Here is a 15278-nt window from a genome sequence, read left to right as displayed (position 1 = left end):
GGACGGCGGCGCCGGGGCCCGCCTCTAAGGTCGGGCCCGTGGAGCAGCAGGCGGTGACCGCGATCGTGCGGCGGTACTGGGACGGGTTGTGGAACCGGCGGGAGCTCGGGGTCATCGACGAGCTGATCGGCGAGCCCTACGTCCGGCACTCGTCGGCCGGCACCCGGTCGCTGACCCGTGCGGAGTTCCGGCGCGAGGTGGCCAACTCCTGGCAGCTGCTGCACGACCCGGCCACGACCGTCGACGACCAGGTCACCGAGGGCGACCGGGTCTGGACCCGCGCCACGACCACGGGGGTGAACCTCGACACCGGCGACACCTCGGTGGTCACCTGGCTGGTGGTGCACCGGGTGGCCGACGGCCGGATCGTGGAGTCCTGGAGCGCGACTCTGCCCGGGGTCGACTGGCGCTGAGGGTCAGCCCAGGTCGCGCAGCTGCCGGGCGCTGCCCCCGCGCCGGCTGACGAGTACGTAGAGCAGCACGAACAGCAGGACGCCGACGCCCATCCCGGTGAGCGTCCAGCGCAGGCCGATGACGTCGGCGAGCAGGCCCAGCGGCAGCGCCGCGATGCCGAAGGCCCCGAAGCTGAGCATGATCAGCGACTGCACGCGGCCGTGGTACTCCATGTCCGACAGCGCGATCAGCTGCGACTGGTTGGTGGTCTGGAAGGCCAGCATCGCCCCGCCGATGACCAGCAGGACGGCGACGGCGACACCGGCGTTCGGGGTCACGGCCAGCGCGCAGATGGCCAGGCCGAACAGCGCCCCGGAGCCGGCGAACACCCGCCCCTCCCGCGCCCGGGACGACCGCCGTCCGAGCAGCAGGCCGGCCGTGACACCGCCGACGGCCGACATGGCCGAGAGCACGCCGTAACCGACCGAGCCGAGCCCGAACAGGTCGCTGGAGATGGTCGGCATGAACGCCAGGTACGGCATCCCGCACATCGTGACGCCGATGCCGCACCAGGTCAGCGCGGACAGCTCGCGGTGCCGCCGGACGTAGCGGACGCCGTCGGCCAGTTCCCCGAGCGGGGAGCGGTCCGACGGCTCCCCGCGCCGGCGCCCGGGCGGGAGCGCGCCGGTGAGCAGCACCCCGACGGTGGCCAGCCCGGCGCTGGTGAGGAAGACCGCCTCGGTTCCCCACGCGACCGCCCCGACCACCACACCGGCCAGGGCGGGGCCGACGACCCGGTTCACCTCGGCGTTGACCAGCAGCAGCGACACCGCCTGCGGCACCGACCCGCGCGGCACGAGCTCGGACAGGAACGCCATCCGGGCCGGGTTGAACAGCGCGAACCCGACCGCCTGGAGGACGCCGGCGCCCAGCAGCATCCAGTACTCGATGACGTCGAAGACGACGGCCAGGCCGATCCACGCGCTCGAGGCGGCCAGGACCAGGACCGACAGCTGCAGCACCAGCCGCTTGGGCAGCCGGTCGGCGGCCACCCCGCCCCACGGGGTGGCGATCAGCAGCGCGATGCCGAAGGAGAGCAGCACCCCGCCGAGGGCGGCGTTGGAGCCGGTGAGCTCGAAGGCCAGCCAGCTGCGGGCGATCGCCTGGCCCATGACGCCGAGGAAGACCGCGGCGGCGTTGAGGTAGAGCACGAGGAACCCGCCGATGCGCAGGATCGCCAGCGCGCCCAGGGGCGGCGGGGTCGTCGGCGGCGCGGTGGCGACCCCCGGCTCGGGTGTGGTCTCCGCGCTCATGTCCCCCTCGATCCGGCAGACCCTGCGCCTGCACCCTGCCGGTCTACCACCGCGGCGGGACCGGCTCCGACAGCCCTTCCGGCACGGGGACGACGTCCCCGCACCGGCACCGGCTCAGCGGCCCTGCCAGACCGGGGCCCGCTTCTCGGCGAAGGCGGTGGCGCCCTCCCGCGCGTCGGCGCTGGTGGCCACCGGGGCGACCAGCTCCGCCTGCCGCGCCCAGCCCTCCTCCGTCGTCCAGTCCGCGCCGCCGCGGGCGACCTGCTTGGTGACGGCGAGAGCCAGCGGGCCGTTGGCGGCGACGGTGGCGGCCAGCTGCAGGGCGCCGTCCAGCGCGCCCCCGGTCGGGGTCAGTCGGTTGACCAGGCCCACCTCGGCCGCGCGCGGGGCGCTGATCGGGTCGCCGGTCAGCAGCATCTCCATCGCCACGTTGGTCGGGACCCGCCGCGGCAGCAGCAACGCCCCGCCGGCGGCGGCGACCAGCGCGCGCTTGACCTCCGGGACGCCGAACCGCGCGTCCTCCGCGGCCACGACGAGGTCGCAGGCCAGCACCAGCTCGAACCCGCCGGCCAGCGCCCAGCCCTCGACGGCGGCGACGAACGGCTTGCGCGGCGGGGTCTGGGTGATCCCGCACAGCCCGCGGCCCTCGATGGCCGGGGTCTCCCCGCGCAGGAACGCCTTGAGGTCCATCCCGGCGGAGAAGGTGCCGCCGGCGCCGGTGAGGACGCCGACCCGCAGCCCGTCGTCGGCGTCGAGCTCGTCGACCGCCGCCGCCACGGCCTCGGCCACCGACCGGGTGAGCGCGTTCCTCGCCTCCGGCCGGTTGATCGTGATGACCTGGACGCCGTCGCGCCGCTCGACCAGCACCTCGTCCGCCACGGGGCCTCCTTCGCAGTCGTCTGGGGGATCACCGGCCCGGGCCGGGTCGGGTCAGTCGGCCTGGACGACGGCGCCGGAGTCCAGCAACCGCGCCACCTCGTCGGCGGGCACGCCCCACGCCTGCAGCGCCGTTCGGGTGTCCTGCCCGGGGCCGCGGGGAGCGCCGCGCACCGCGCCGGGCGTCCTGGAGAAGCGGGGCGCCGGCCCCGGCTGGGGGTGGCCGCCGGCGTCGGTGAACGTGCCGCGCGCGGCCATGTGCGGGTGGGACGGCGCCTCGGTGAGCCCCAGCACCGGGGTGACGCAGGCGTCGGTGTCGGCGAAGACCGCCGTCCACTCGTCGCGGGTGCGGGTGGCGAGGACCTCGGCGATCATCTGCCGCTGCTCGGGCCACCGGTCGACGTCGTACTGCCCGCCGGGCAGGTCGCCGGTGAGGCCGAGGCCGGCGAGGAACTGGGCGTAGAACTGCGGCTCGATCGCCCCGACGGCGACGTGCCGGCCGTCGGCGCAGGCGTAGGTGTCGTAGAACGGGGCGCCGCCGTCGAGCAGGTTGGCCGCGCGCCGGTCCTGCCACATGCCGGCACCGAGCATTCCGTAGACCATCGTGACCAGGGAGCTCGCGCCGTCGACCATCGCGGCGTCGACCACCTGCCCCTGCCCGCTGCTGCCGCGCTCCAGCAGCGCGGCGAGGACGCCGACGACGAGGAACATCGACCCGCCGCCGAAGTCGGCGCCGATGTTGAGCGGCGGGACGGGCTTGTCCGCCGTCCCGATGGCGTGCAGGGCGCCGGTGAGGCCGAGGTAGTTGATGTCGTGGCCCGCGCGGGCGGCCAGCGGGCCCTCCTGCCCCCAGCCGGTCATCCGCGCGTAGACCAGCCGCGGGTTGCGGGCCAGGCAGTCGTCCGGACCGAGGCCGAGGCGCTCGGTGACGCCGGGGCGCAGGGCCTCCACCAGCACGTCGGCGGACTCCACCAGCCGGAGGACCAGGTCGCGCCCGCCGGGGGTCTTGAGGTCGACGGCGACCGACGGGCGGCTGCGGTGCAGCGCCTCCTTGGCCGGCGACACCAGCTGCGTGCCGCCCCCGGGGCGGTCGACCCGGACGACGTCGGCGCCCAGCTCGGCCAGCAGCATGCAGGCGTAGGGAGCGGGCCCCAGCCCGGCCAGCTCGACGACGCGGATGCCCGCGAGGGGGCCGGAGGGCGACACCACGCCGGTCACGCTAGCAACCTGGGACGACGCCCACCGGGCGCGCGGGCGGCTCCAGTCGCCTACGTTCGGGCCGGTGGGCGACGAGCGCTGGTTCGAGGACTACGAGCCCGGGTGGACCGCCGAGGTCGGCCGGCTGACGGTGGCGGAGGCCGACGTCGTCGACTTCGGCCGGCGGTTCGACCCGCAGCCGTTCCACGTCGACGCCGAGGCCGCCGCGGCCGGGCCGTACGGCGGGCTGATCGCCAGCGGCTGGCACACCTGCGCGCTGATGATGCGGCTGTTCGCCGACGAGTACCTCTCCCCCGTGTCCAGCCTGGGCTCCCCCGGCGTCGACGAGCTGCGCTGGATCGCCCCGGTGCGGCCCGGTGACGAGCTGACGCTGCGCACCACCGTGGTGGAGGCGCGGCTGTCCCGGTCCAGGCCCGACCGCGGGCTGGTGCGCACCCGCATCGAGCTGGTCAACCAGGACGGCGTCGTCGCGCTCAGCATGGTGGCGATGAACCTCATCCGCGCCCGCCCCGCTCGTCAGCGGCCATAGTGGCCACGACGGCCGTCCCGGGGACGGCGTCCGTGGCCACGCGGGCCGCTCACAGGCAGCCGGCGAGGGTCTGCCAGAACTCGACCGGCTCGTCGTCCGGACCGCTCCACAGGCGCTGGGTGAGCAGGACGGCCACCAGGTCGCGGGCGGGGTCGGCCCACGCGCTGGTCCCGGTGCCCCCGTCCCAGCCCCACCGACCCGGGGTCGCCCAGGGGCGGACGGCCTCGACGCACACGCCGACCTGCAGCCCCCAGGAGACGCCGGGGCCCAGGGAGTCGGCCGCGGCGGCCCGCTGCGCGCCGCTCAGGGCGTCGGCGGTCATCGCGGCGACCGCACCGGCGGACAGCACCGGGGCACCGCCGTCGGCCAGCGCGGCGTAGAACCCCAGCACCTCGGGCGCCGTCGACACCAGGCCGGCGGCCAGGCTCTCGAACCGCGGCGGCCGGCTGAAACCGCCGGGGGCGTCGATCTCCTCGAGGCCGGCGTCGGTCGCGAGGTGGCAGGTGGCCAGCCGGTCCGGGGCCGGCGTCCAGAAGGCGGTGTCCACGAGCCCGAGCGGGCCGGTGACGTGGTCGGCCAGCAGGGCGGAGACCGGGCGGCCGGTGGCCCGGGACAGCAGGACGCCGAGCACGTCGCTGGCCAGGTGGTACAGCCAGACCTCGCCGGGCTGCGCGGCCAGCGGGAGCTCGGCCAGCCGGCGCAGGTACTCGTCCGGCTCCACCGGCGGCGCCCACGGGCCGGGCCCGATCTGCCGCTCCTCGACGGCCCGGTCCAGCGGGCTGCCGTCCCAGAGACCGCCGAAGCCCGGGGTGTTGGTCAGCAGGTGCCGCACGGTGATCGGCCGCTCCGCGGGCACGGTGTCGGTCAGCGGGCCGGACCGGTCGCGCAGGACGCGCGGCGCGGCCAGCTCGGGCAGCCAGCGCGCCACCGGGTCGTCGAGACCGAGGACGCCGTCCTCGGCCAGCGCCAGCGTGAGCGCCCCGGCGAACGGCTTGGTCACCGAGGCGAGCCGGAACAGGGTGTCCTCGCGCATCGGCGCCGTCCCGCCCGCCGCGGTGGTGCCGCCGGTGAGCACCACGGTCTCCCCGCGGGCGCGCACCGCGGCGACGAAGCCGGGCAGCCGGCCGCTGTCGACCTGCCGCTGCAGCACGGCGCGGACCGGGTCCAGGCGCAGGCTCATGCCGGTGTCGACCCCCGCGGGGACCGGGACTCATCGGCCTCCCGGGGTGCCGGACACGGCCGCCGACAGCCGGGTCCGGGCCGGGCCCAGGGAGGGGCCGTACCAGGTGAGGTCACGGCCGGAGACCAGCGCGCAGCGGGTGCCGGGGAATGCCTCGGGGCCGTCGTCGGGGGTGAAGACGTAGGGCTCGTCGGGCAGGACGACGACGTCCGGCCCGGACGCGGCGACCTCCTCGACCGTCACCTTCGGGTAGCGGTCGTCAGACTCGGCGAACACGTTGACGAGGCCGAGGCGGGCGAGGACGTCGCCGGTGAAGGTGCGGGCGCCGACGACCATCCAGGGGTCCCGCCAGACGGGGACGGCGACCCGCAGCCCGCCGTCCTCCTCCGGCTCGGCCCACACGGTGGCCGCCTCGGTCAGCCAGCCCGGCTCGCCGACGTCGAGGACCTCGGTGAACAGCCGGCGCATCGACGTGAGCGCCTGGTCGACCGACTCGATCACCGTCACCCACACCGGCACGCCGGCGGCACGCAGCCGCTCGACGTCCAGCCGCCGGTTCTCCTCCTGGTTGGCCACGACCAGGTCGGGGGCGAGCGCCTCGACCGCCGTCCGGTTGGGGTTCTTGGTGCCGCGCACGCGGGTCACGTCGAGGCCGGCGGGGTGGGTGCACCAGTCGGTGGCGCCGACCAGCCGGTCGGGGACGGTCACCGCCAGCGCCTCGGTGAGCGACGGGACGAGCGACACGATCCGCCGCGGCGGCCGCGGCAGGTCGACGTCCGTACCGAGGTCGTCGACGAGGGCAGAGATGGCCATCTCTGCCCTACACGTTCCTCCGGTACTGGCCGCCCACCTCGAAGAAGGCGTCGGAGATCTGGCCCAGGGAGCAGACCCGGACGGCGTCCATCAGGGCGGCGAAGACGTTGCCGCCCTCGGTGGCCGCCTGCTGCAGCCGGGCGAGGGCCGCGGGCGCCTCGTCGGCGTGGCGGGCGTGGAAGTCCGCGAGCCGCTGCAGCTGCGACTGCTTCTCCGCCTCGGTGGCGCGGGCCAGCTCCAGCGGCTGGGGCGGGGTCTGGTCGCGGTGCGGGTCGAGGAAGGTGTTGACCCCGACGATGGGCAGGCTGCCGTCGTGCTTGCGGTGCTCGTAGAGCATCGACTCGTCCTGGATCCTGCCGCGCTGGTAGCCGGTCTCCATGGCGCCCAGCACGCCGCCGCGCTCGGCGATCCGGTCGAACTCCGCCAGCACCGCCTCCTCGACCAGGTCGGTGAGCTCGTCGATGACGAACGAGCCCTGCAGCGGGTTCTCGTTGCCGGCCAGCCCCCACTCGCGGTCGATGATCATCTGGATGGCCAGGGCGCGGCGGACGGAGTGCTCGCTCGGGGTGGTCACGGCCTCGTCGTAGGCGTTGGTGTGCAGGCTGTTGGCGTTGTCGTAGATCGCGCACAGCGCCTGCAGGGTGGTGCGGATGTCGTTGAAGTCCATCTCCTGCGCGTGCAGCGACCGGCCCGAGGTCTGCACGTGGTACTTCAGCTTCTGCGACCGCTCGCCGGCGCCGTAACGCTCCTTCATCGCCACCGCCCAGATGCGGCGGGCGACCCGGCCGATCACCGAGTACTCGGCGTCCATGCCGTTGGAGAAGAAGAAGCTCAGGTTGGGCGCGAAGTCGTCGATGGCCATGCCGCGGGCCAGGTAGGACTCCACGTAGGTGAAGCCGTTGGCCAGGGTGAAGGCCAGCTGGCTGATCGGGTTCGCCCCGGCCTCGGCGATGTGGTAGCCGGAGATCGACACCGAGTAGAAGTTGCGCACGGAGTGGTCGATGAACCACTCCTGGATGTCGGCCATGCAGCGCAGGGCGAACTCGGTGGAGAAGATGCAGGTGTTCTGGCCCTGGTCCTCCTTGAGGATGTCGGCCTGCACGGTGCCGCGGACGTTGGCCAGCACCCAGGCGCGGATCTCCTCGGCCTCGCCCGGGTCGGGCTCGCGGCCCTCCTCGGCCCGGAAGGCCTCCAGCCGCTGGTCGATCGCGGTGTTGAGGAACATCGCGAGGATCGCCGGCGCCGGGCCGTTGATGGTCATCGACACCGACGTGGTGGGGCTGCACAGGTCGAAGCCGGAGTAGAGGACCCGCATGTCGTCCAGCGTGGCGATGGAGACCCCGGAGGTGCCGACCTTGCCGTAGACGTCCGGCCGCGGGTCCGGGTCGCGCCCGTAGAGGGTGACCGAGTCGAACGCCGTGGACAGCCGGGTGGCCTCGCTGCCGGCGGAGAGCAGCGTGAAGCGGCGGTTGGTGCGGAACGCGTCGCCCTCGCCGGCGAACATCCGGGCCGGGGCCTCGCCGGCCCGCTTGAAGGGGAACACCCCGGCGGTGAACGGGTAGAAGCCGGGCAGGTTCTCCCGCCGCAGGAAGCGCAGCAGCTCCGCCTCGTCCGTGGTGCGCGGCAGGGCGACCCGGCGCACGGGGTTGCCCGACAGCGTCTCCCGCGTCAGCGGGGTGCGGATCTCCCTGCCGCGGACGGTGTAGACGTACTCGTCGCCGGAGTAGTCCTCGACCCGGGCCGGCCACTCCTCCAGCACGGTGCGCACCTCGGGCAGCAGCTCGCGGTCGGCGGCCTCCAGCAGCTCCCGCACCCGCCTGGTGGCCGGGTCGTCGCCCAGCAGCGCGGCGGTGGTGCGCAGCGCCTGCCGCCGGCCGACCACCTCGGCCTGCGCCTCGGTGGTGGCGTGGTGGGCGCGGACCGCCTCGGCGATCTCGGCCAGGTACCGCGACCGCTGCGCCGGCACGACGCTGGTCAGCCCGGAGGACGCCTTCACGTCGACCCGCGGCAGCACGCCGGCCCCGACCGGCAGCCCCGCGCCCGCCAGCAGCCCGAGCAGGTGCTGGTAGAGCGCGGTGACCCCGTCGTCGTTGAACCGGGCGGCGCTGGTGCCGAAGACCGGCATCTCCTCCCACGACTGCCCGAAGGCCTCCCGGTTGCGCACCAGCTGGCGGGCGACGTCGCGGCGGGCGTCCTCGGCACCGCGGCGCTCGTACTTGTTGATCGCCACGACGTCGGCGAAGTCGAGCATGTCGATCTTCTCCAGCTGCGAGGCGGCGCCGAACTCCGGCGTCATCACGTACAGCGCGACGTCGGAGAACGGCACGATGCCGGCGTCGCCCTGCCCGATGCCCGGCGTCTCCACGACCACCAGGTCGAAGCCGGCCGCCTTCACCGCGCACAGCACGTCGTCCAGGTGCTCCGGCGTCTCCGCCCCCGCCGACCGCGTGGCCAGCGACCGGAAGAAGGTGTGCGACCCCTCCCCGGTCTCCAGGGCGTTCATCCGGATCCGGTCACCGAGCAGCGCGCCGCCGCCGCGGCGCCGGGTGGGGTCGATCGCCAGGACGGCGACCCGCAGCTTGTCCTCCTGGTCGGTGCGCAGCCGGCGCAGCAGCTCGTCGGTCAGCGAGGACTTCCCCGACCCGCCGGTGCCGGTGATGCCCAGCACCGGCACCGTGCGCGCCGCGGCCGCCTCCCGCAGCCGCGCGGCCAGCTGCGGGTCGCGGCCGGCCTCCAGCACCGTGATCGCCCGCGCCAGCGCGGCCGGGTCGCCGGTGAGCAGCGCGTCGACGTCGGGCCCGGACCCGGTGAGGTCGACGTCGCAGGCGCGGATCAGCTCGTTGACCATCCCCGGCAGGCCCAGGCGCTGGCCGTCCTCCGGGGAGAAGATGACCACCCCGCGCTGGCGCAGCAGGGCGATCTCCTCGGGCACGATGACGCCCCCGCCGCCGCCGAAGACCTGCACGTGCCCGGCACCCGCGGCCGCCAGCCGCTCCACCAGGTAGCTGAAGTACTCGACGTGCCCGCCCTGGTAGGAGGAGATGGCCACCCCCTGCACGTCCTCCTCCAGCGCGGCCCGGACGACCGAGTCGACGCTGCGGTCGTGCCCCAGGTGCACCACCTCGGCCCCCTGGGCCTGCAGCAGCCGCCGCATCACGTTGATCGCCGCGTCGTGCCCGTCGAACAGGCTGGCCGCGGTCACGAAGCGCACCGGGTGGACGGGGACGTGCAGGTCGGACGCCGAGGCGGGCATGCCACTCCCTGGTCTCCGGCCCGCGGGATCCCGGGCCGAATTAGTTGGACGTCCTAGTATCTCTCCGCCTGCGGGTGCTGTCCACGCCCGTCCCCCGGCCCGCGTCAGGCCGGCGGCGCGGGCGGGCGGTCGTCGTCGGCCGCGTCGCCGAGGGGCCGCTGGCACCAGGCGACGTCGTGCCAGCGGCCGTGCTTCCAGCCGACCCGGCGGTAGGTGCCCACCGGCTCGAACCCCAGCGCCCGGTGCAGGCCGGTGCTGGCGTCGTTGGGCAGGGCGATCCCGGCGAGGGCCATCCGGTAGCCGCGGGCGGCCAGCCGGTCGAACAGGGCGGTGTAGAGCGCGCGACCGGCCCCGGGACGGCGGCGTCCCGCCTCGGTGTAGACGCTGACCGACACCGACCAGCGGTAGGCGGCCCGCGTCATGAAGGGGGCGCCGTAGGCGTAGCCGACGACCCGGCCGCCGTCCTCGAGCACCACCCACGCGTGCGTGGCGAGGGCCGCGGCGATCCGCGTGGCCATCTCCGCGGCCGTCGGCGGCTCTGTCTCGAAGGAGATCGTCGTGTCGCGGACGTAGGGGGCGTAGACGTCCGCGCAGGCCGCGGCGTCGTCGGCGGTCGCGTCCCGCACCGGCCAGTCCGTGTTCACCGCTCCATCCAACCCGGGTCGCGGCCGGTCGGCGCAGGTGCACCGGGACACCGCCGTAGCGTTGAGGGCATGAGTCACGCACACCCCGAGCTCCGCACTCCCCCGCCGCTCCCGGCCGGCGGCCTGCGGGTGGTCGCGCTCGGCGGCCTCGGGGAGATCGGCCGCAACATGACGGTCTTCGAGTACGCCGGGAAGCTGCTGATCGTCGACTGCGGGGTGCTCTTCCCCGAGGAGCACCAGCCGGGGGTCGACGTGATCCTCCCGGACTTCACCTCCATCCGGGACCGGCTCGACGACGTCGTGGCGATCGTGCTCACCCACGGGCACGAGGACCACATCGGCGGCGTGCCCTACCTGCTGCGCGAGCGCGCCGACATCCCGCTGGTGGGCTCCAAGCTGACGCTGGCCTTCGTCGACGCCAAGCTCAAGGAGCACCGCATCCGCCCGGTCACCCGCCAGGTGAGGGAGGGCGACGAGCTGTCGTTCGGCCCGTTCGACTGCGAGTTCGTGGCGGTCAACCACTCCATCCCCGACGCCCTCGCCGTCGCCCTCCGCACGCCGGCCGGGATGGTGCTGCACACCGGCGACTTCAAGATGGACCAGTTCCCGCTGGACCGGCGGATCACCGACCTGCGCGCCTTCGCCCGGCTCGGCGAGGAGGGCGTCGACCTCTTCCTCACCGACTCCACCAACGCCGAGGTGCCCGGCTTCACCACCTCCGAGGGCGAGCTGGTGCCGGCCATCGAGACGGTGTTCCGCACCGCCCCGAAGCGGGTCATCGTGTCCAGCTTCGCCAGCCACGTGCACCGCATCCAGCAGATCCTCGACGTCGCCGCCGCGCACGGGCGCAAGGTCGCGTTCGTCGGCCGCTCGATGGTGCGCAACATGGGCATCGCCCGCGACCTGGGCTACCTCACCGTGCCGCCCGGCCTGCTCGTGGACATGAAGGAGCTGGAGAAGCTCCCCGCCGACCGGGTCTGCCTCATCTGCACCGGCTCCCAGGGCGAGCCGATGGCCGCGCTGTCGCGGATGGCCAACCGCGACCACGTCATCCGGATCACCGACGGCGACACCGTGCTGCTGGCCAGCTCGCTCATCCCGGGCAACGAGAACGCCGTCTACCGGGTGATCAACGAGCTGACCCGCTGGGGGGCCAACGTCGTCCACAAGGGCAACGCGAAGGTGCACGTCTCCGGCCACGCCAGCGCCGGGGAGCTCGCCTACTGCTACAACGTCGTCCGCCCGCGCAACGTCATGCCGGTGCACGGCGAATGGCGGCACCTCAAGGCCAACGCCGACATCGCGGTGCGCACCGGCGTGCACCCGCGCGGCGTGGTCATCGCCGAGGACGGCGTCGTCGTCGACCTGCTCGACGGGAAGGTGCGGATCACCGGCAAGGTGCCCGCGGGCAACGTCTACGTCGACGGCACCACCGTCGGCGAGGCCACCGAGGCCCACCTGCGCGACCGCCGCACGCTGGCCCAGGAGGGCGTCATCACCGTGGTGGCGATCGTCGACGCCGACACCGGCGCCCTGGCCGAGGAGCCGGACTTCCTCGCCCGCGGCTTCGTGCACGACGAGGCGACGTTCGAGACGGCGATCCCGGTGATCGAGAAGGCGCTGGCCAAGGCGGCCGAGGAGGGCGTGGGCGGGGCGGTGCAGCTGGAGCAGCTGATCGCCCGCGCGGTGGGCTCGTGGGCGAACAAGACCTACCGCCGCAGCCCGATGGTCATCCCGATCGTCGTCGACGCCTGAGCCCGGAGGTGCCGGGCGACGCGCCCGCGCCCGCCTGGCGGCTGCGGGTCGCCGTCCTCGGCGTGCTGCTGGTGGGCGCCGTGGTCGTGGCCCTGACCGTCGAGCGGCCCGGCGTCCCGGCGGTGCGCGCCTGGCTGCACGAGACCGGGCCGGGCGGCTGGTGCCTCCTGGTCGGGGGCGTGGCCCTGGCGCTGTGCACGCCGGTGCCGCGCACGGCGACGTCACTGCTGCTGGGTGCGGCGGCCGGGTTCCCCGCCGGACTGGCGGTCGCGGTGGCGGCCGGTCTGCTGGGCGGGCTGGCCGGCTTCACGCTGAGCCGGCGGCTGGGCCGGGACGCCGTGGCCCGGCTGACCGGGCGGTGGCTGGCGCGGGCGGACCGGCTGCTGCGCGACCGCGGGTTCCTCGCGGTGCTCACCGCGCGGGTGAGCCCGGTGCCGTTCTGGGTGGTCAGCTACGCGGCGGGGCTGTCCAGCGTGCGCTGGGTGCCGCACGCCCTGGCGACGGCGGTCGGCGTGCTGCCCGGGGCGGTGCTGCACGTCGGCATCGGGGCCTCGGTGCTGGGCTGGCTGTAGCGCCTCGAGATCACGGATCCATCACGATCCGCTGTTGGGGGTGTGATCTGGCCGTCACCTGACGAGAAGGTGAACAACAGGTGAACGAGAGGTGGCTGCCGTGCGAAGCGAGAACTGTCCCGAGTGTCGATGGGTCCCCGTGGTGGACGCCTCCGGGCGCCGGCACATGGAGATGCGCTGGGTGACCCCGGCCCCGGTGGGCCAGCAGGTGCAGCGCGCCGCCTGACCCGCAGACCGACCGACCGACCAGCCCGTCCGGACGCCGTCCGGGCGGGCTGTCGTCGTGCCGCTCCTGCGTGCCATGCTCCAGCTCCTGTGACGGGCGTCACGCGTCGACAGGCGCGTGACCGGGCCCGCACCGCACGGAGGGGGACGCATGGACACCGAGGTGTACGAGGTCGCCATCCTCGGAGCCGGCCTGGCCGGGCTCGGGATGGGCATGAAGCTGAAGATGGCCGGCGAGGAGTCCTTCGTCATCCTCGAGAAGGAGGACCGCGTCGGGGGCACCTGGCGGGACAACAGCTACCCCGGCGCCAGCTGCGACGTCCAGTCGCACCTGTACTGGTTCTCCTTCGACGAGCAGCCGGACTGGAGTCGCGTCTTCGCCTTCCAGCCGGAGATCCAGGCCAACATCGAGCGGCTCGTGGCGCGGCGCGGCCTCAACTCCCACATCCGCCTGAACGCCGAGATCACCGAGGCCGTCTGGAGCGAGGAGACCGCCCAGTGGATCATCACCACCCTGACCGGTGAGCAGATCCGGGCCCGGGCGTTCGTGGCGGCGTGGGGGCAGCTGAACCGGCCGAGCTTCAAGGGCATCGAGGGCCGCGAGCACTTCGCCGGTGAGTCCTGGCACTCGGCGCGGTGGCGGCACGACGTCGACCTGCGGGGCAAGCGGGTGGCCAGCATCGGCAACGGCGCCAGCGCCGTCCAGTTCATCCCCGAGGTCGCCGAGGTGGCCGGGCACCTGACGGTCTTCCAGCGGACGCCGAACTACTGCGTGCCGCGCCTGGACCGCCCCTACACCGAGGACGAGCGGCGGATGTTCCTCGAAGACCCTGCCAGGCTGCAGGAGAGCCGGGACGGCTACTACTGGGAGCACGAGGGCTGGATCGGGGCGATGAAGCTCGAGGACAACCCGGTGGCCCAGGAGTTCACCCGGATCGCCCGGGAGCACCTGGAGTCGCAGGTCCCCGACCCGGAGCTGCGCGAGAAACTGTGGCCGCGGTACCCGATCGGCTGCAAGCGGCTGCTGATCGCCGACACCTTCTACCCGGCGCTCATGCGGGACGACGTCGACCTCGTCACCGAGCGGATCGAGCGCATCGAGCCCGCGGGGGTGCGCACCGACGACGGCCGGCTGCACGAGATGGACGTGATCGTCTACGCCACGGGCTTCGAGACGCTGTCCTTCCTCGGACACGTCGACATCGTCGGCCGCTCGCCGAAGAGCTGGCCGCAGCGCCGGGGCGACGGGGTCTCGCTCCGGGACGCCTGGCGCGAGGGGCCCGAGGCCTACCTCGGCATGACCGTGTCGGGGTTCCCCAACCTGTTCATCCTCTACGGGCCGAACACCAACCTCGGCCACAACTCGATCATCGCGATGCTCGAGTGCCAGTTCGACTACGTCCTCCGCGCCCTCGAGGTGAGCAGGGCCGAGCGGGCCGCCCTGGACCTGCGGCCCGAGGTGCTCGAGCACTACAACGCGCAACTGCAGGACGAGCTGCGCGGCACGTCCTTCGCCGGCCCCTGCAACAGCTGGTACAAGACGCCCGACGGGCGCATCACGAACAACTGGTCGGGCAGCGTCGAGGACTACCGCAAGCGCACCTCGGAGCTGGACCTCGGCGACTACGAGCTGGTCCCCGCCGGGGTCTGAGGCCCAGCGGTCAGGCCACGGCCCCCGCGAGGACGCTCGCGACCCCGGCCGGGTCGTCGGTGCAGACCATGTCGACGCCGTCGGCGGCCAGGGCGGCCACCTCGTCCGGGTCGTCGACGACGCCGACGCCGACCAGCAGGCCGAGCGCACGCACCCGGCCCACCACCCCCGGGTCGCGCCGGACGTGCACGGGCGAGAGGTGGACGTCGGTCAGGCCGCGCTCACGGGCCTGACGGGCGGCCCGGTCGGGGTCGAGCTCCGGCGCGACGATCAGCGCACTGGAGACGGTGCCGCACCCGGACAGCGACGCGGCGGTGGTCAGGTCGAAGGACGTGGTCGTGACGCGGTCGGCGCGCGGCAGCCGCCGTCGGCGGTCGATGAGCACGGCGGCCAGCAGGCGCGCCGTCCGCCACGCCTCCGGGCCACCGGCCTCGGGCTTCACCTCGGTCAGGACGTGCGCCCCGGAGACCGCGGCGAGGTCCAGCACCGCGCCCAGGGTCGGGACGACGGTGCCGCCGGGGAGCTCGACGTCCAGGAGGTCGGCCGACGACGTCTGCGCGACCACGGGCCCGGTGCCGGCGCCGGTGCCGAGGACCCGCCCGAGGTCGCGGTCGTGGGAGAGGACGAGGACGCCGTCGGCGGTGCTCCGGACGTCGACCTCCACCCCGTCGGCGCCGGCCGCCAGGGCGGTGCGGACGGCGGTGAGGGTGTTCTCGGGGTGCGAGGAGCAGGTGGGCGTGCCGCGATGGCCGATGACGCGCATGCCCGCACGCTGTCGGCGCCCGGCGGCGGGCCCGTGACGCCGACACGAGCCGCGGGTGTCCGGCCCGTGAAGCCCAGGCCCGACCCGTCGACG

General features: G+C 74.3%; 14 protein-coding genes. 6 read left to right on the top strand and 8 right to left on the bottom strand.

Annotated features, from left to right (window positions below; genetic code table 11):
* Positions 1-38 precede the first annotated feature (38 nt).
* The gene (locus ACI79E_RS16460; protein ID WP_456933645.1) at positions 39-413 is read left to right on the top strand and encodes an ester cyclase; all 375 of its coding nucleotides are present in this window, start codon (positions 39-41) and stop codon (positions 411-413) included.
* 3 nt (positions 414-416) lie between these two features.
* Here ACI79E_RS16460 and ACI79E_RS16455 read toward each other — a convergent pair whose 3' ends face one another.
* From ACI79E_RS16455 to ACI79E_RS16445, 3 genes are all read right to left on the bottom strand, one after another.
* Positions 417-1706 (bottom strand): MFS transporter, encoded by a 1290-nt coding sequence (locus ACI79E_RS16455; RefSeq protein ID WP_456933644.1) that lies wholly within the window; start codon positions 1704-1706, stop codon positions 417-419.
* A 114-nt stretch (positions 1707-1820) separates the two neighbouring features.
* Positions 1821-2585 (bottom strand): crotonase/enoyl-CoA hydratase family protein, encoded by a 765-nt coding sequence (locus ACI79E_RS16450; RefSeq protein ID WP_456933643.1) that lies wholly within the window; start codon positions 2583-2585, stop codon positions 1821-1823.
* A gap of 51 nt (positions 2586-2636) precedes the next feature.
* Positions 2637-3791 carry a CaiB/BaiF CoA transferase family protein gene (locus ACI79E_RS16445; RefSeq protein WP_456933642.1) on the bottom strand — a complete coding sequence of 385 codons (1155 nt, stop codon included), beginning with the start codon at positions 3789-3791 and terminating at the stop codon, positions 2637-2639.
* A gap of 73 nt (positions 3792-3864) precedes the next feature.
* On the opposite strand from ACI79E_RS16445, the gene ACI79E_RS16440 reads away from it, so the two are divergent.
* Complete coding sequence (locus ACI79E_RS16440; RefSeq protein ID WP_456933641.1) at positions 3865-4329, top strand: MaoC family dehydratase; 465 nt, start codon at positions 3865-3867, stop codon at positions 4327-4329.
* 49 nt (positions 4330-4378) lie between these two features.
* Here the strand turns inward: ACI79E_RS16440 and ACI79E_RS16435 are convergent, their stop codons facing one another.
* From ACI79E_RS16435 to ACI79E_RS16420, 4 genes are all read right to left on the bottom strand, one after another.
* Positions 4379-5509 (bottom strand): serine hydrolase domain-containing protein, encoded by a 1131-nt coding sequence (locus ACI79E_RS16435; RefSeq protein ID WP_456933640.1) that lies wholly within the window; start codon positions 5507-5509, stop codon positions 4379-4381.
* A 30-nt stretch (positions 5510-5539) separates the two neighbouring features.
* Positions 5540-6322, bottom strand: a complete 783-nt coding sequence (locus ACI79E_RS16430; RefSeq protein ID WP_456933639.1) for a helical backbone metal receptor — start codon at positions 6320-6322, stop codon at positions 5540-5542.
* A gap of 7 nt (positions 6323-6329) precedes the next feature.
* Positions 6330-9575: a fused isobutyryl-CoA mutase/GTPase IcmF gene (gene icmF / locus ACI79E_RS16425; RefSeq protein WP_456933638.1), complete on the bottom strand. Its 3246-nt coding sequence runs from the start codon at positions 9573-9575 to the stop codon at positions 6330-6332.
* Between the two features lie 104 nt (positions 9576-9679).
* Positions 9680-10219: an N-acetyltransferase family protein gene (locus tag ACI79E_RS16420; RefSeq protein WP_456933637.1), complete on the bottom strand. Its 540-nt coding sequence runs from the start codon at positions 10217-10219 to the stop codon at positions 9680-9682.
* Between the two features lie 69 nt (positions 10220-10288).
* Here ACI79E_RS16420 and ACI79E_RS16415 point away from each other — a divergent pair, with 69 nt between their 5' ends.
* The 4 genes from ACI79E_RS16415 to ACI79E_RS16400 all read left to right on the top strand — a co-directional run bounded on the left by ACI79E_RS16415 (position 10289) and on the right by ACI79E_RS16400 (position 14422).
* Positions 10289-11974 carry a ribonuclease J gene (locus ACI79E_RS16415; protein ID WP_456933636.1) on the top strand — a complete coding sequence of 562 codons (1686 nt, stop codon included), beginning with the start codon at positions 10289-10291 and terminating at the stop codon, positions 11972-11974.
* An 8-nt stretch (positions 11975-11982) separates the two neighbouring features.
* A complete protein-coding gene (locus ACI79E_RS16410) occupies positions 11983-12546 on the top strand; it encodes a TVP38/TMEM64 family protein (RefSeq protein WP_456933635.1) in 564 nt (187 codons plus the stop codon).
* 100 nt (positions 12547-12646) lie between these two features.
* Complete coding sequence (locus tag ACI79E_RS16405) at positions 12647-12772, top strand: hypothetical protein (RefSeq protein ID WP_456933634.1); 126 nt, start codon at positions 12647-12649, stop codon at positions 12770-12772.
* A gap of 150 nt (positions 12773-12922) precedes the next feature.
* Positions 12923-14422 carry a flavin-containing monooxygenase gene (locus ACI79E_RS16400; RefSeq protein ID WP_456933633.1) on the top strand — a complete coding sequence of 500 codons (1500 nt, stop codon included), beginning with the start codon at positions 12923-12925 and terminating at the stop codon, positions 14420-14422.
* Between the two features lie 10 nt (positions 14423-14432).
* On the opposite strand, the gene ACI79E_RS16395 is transcribed toward ACI79E_RS16400, so the two are convergent.
* On the bottom strand, positions 14433-15185 hold the full coding sequence (locus ACI79E_RS16395; protein WP_456933632.1) for a glycerophosphodiester phosphodiesterase: 753 nt from the start codon (positions 15183-15185) through the stop codon (positions 14433-14435).
* Between the last annotated feature and the right edge of the window lie 93 nt (positions 15186-15278).

The organism is Geodermatophilus sp. SYSU D00079 (assembly GCF_054050635.1).
The sequence above is the reverse complement of the archived record's forward strand: the minus strand, read 5'-3'. Positions and strand labels throughout refer to the sequence as shown.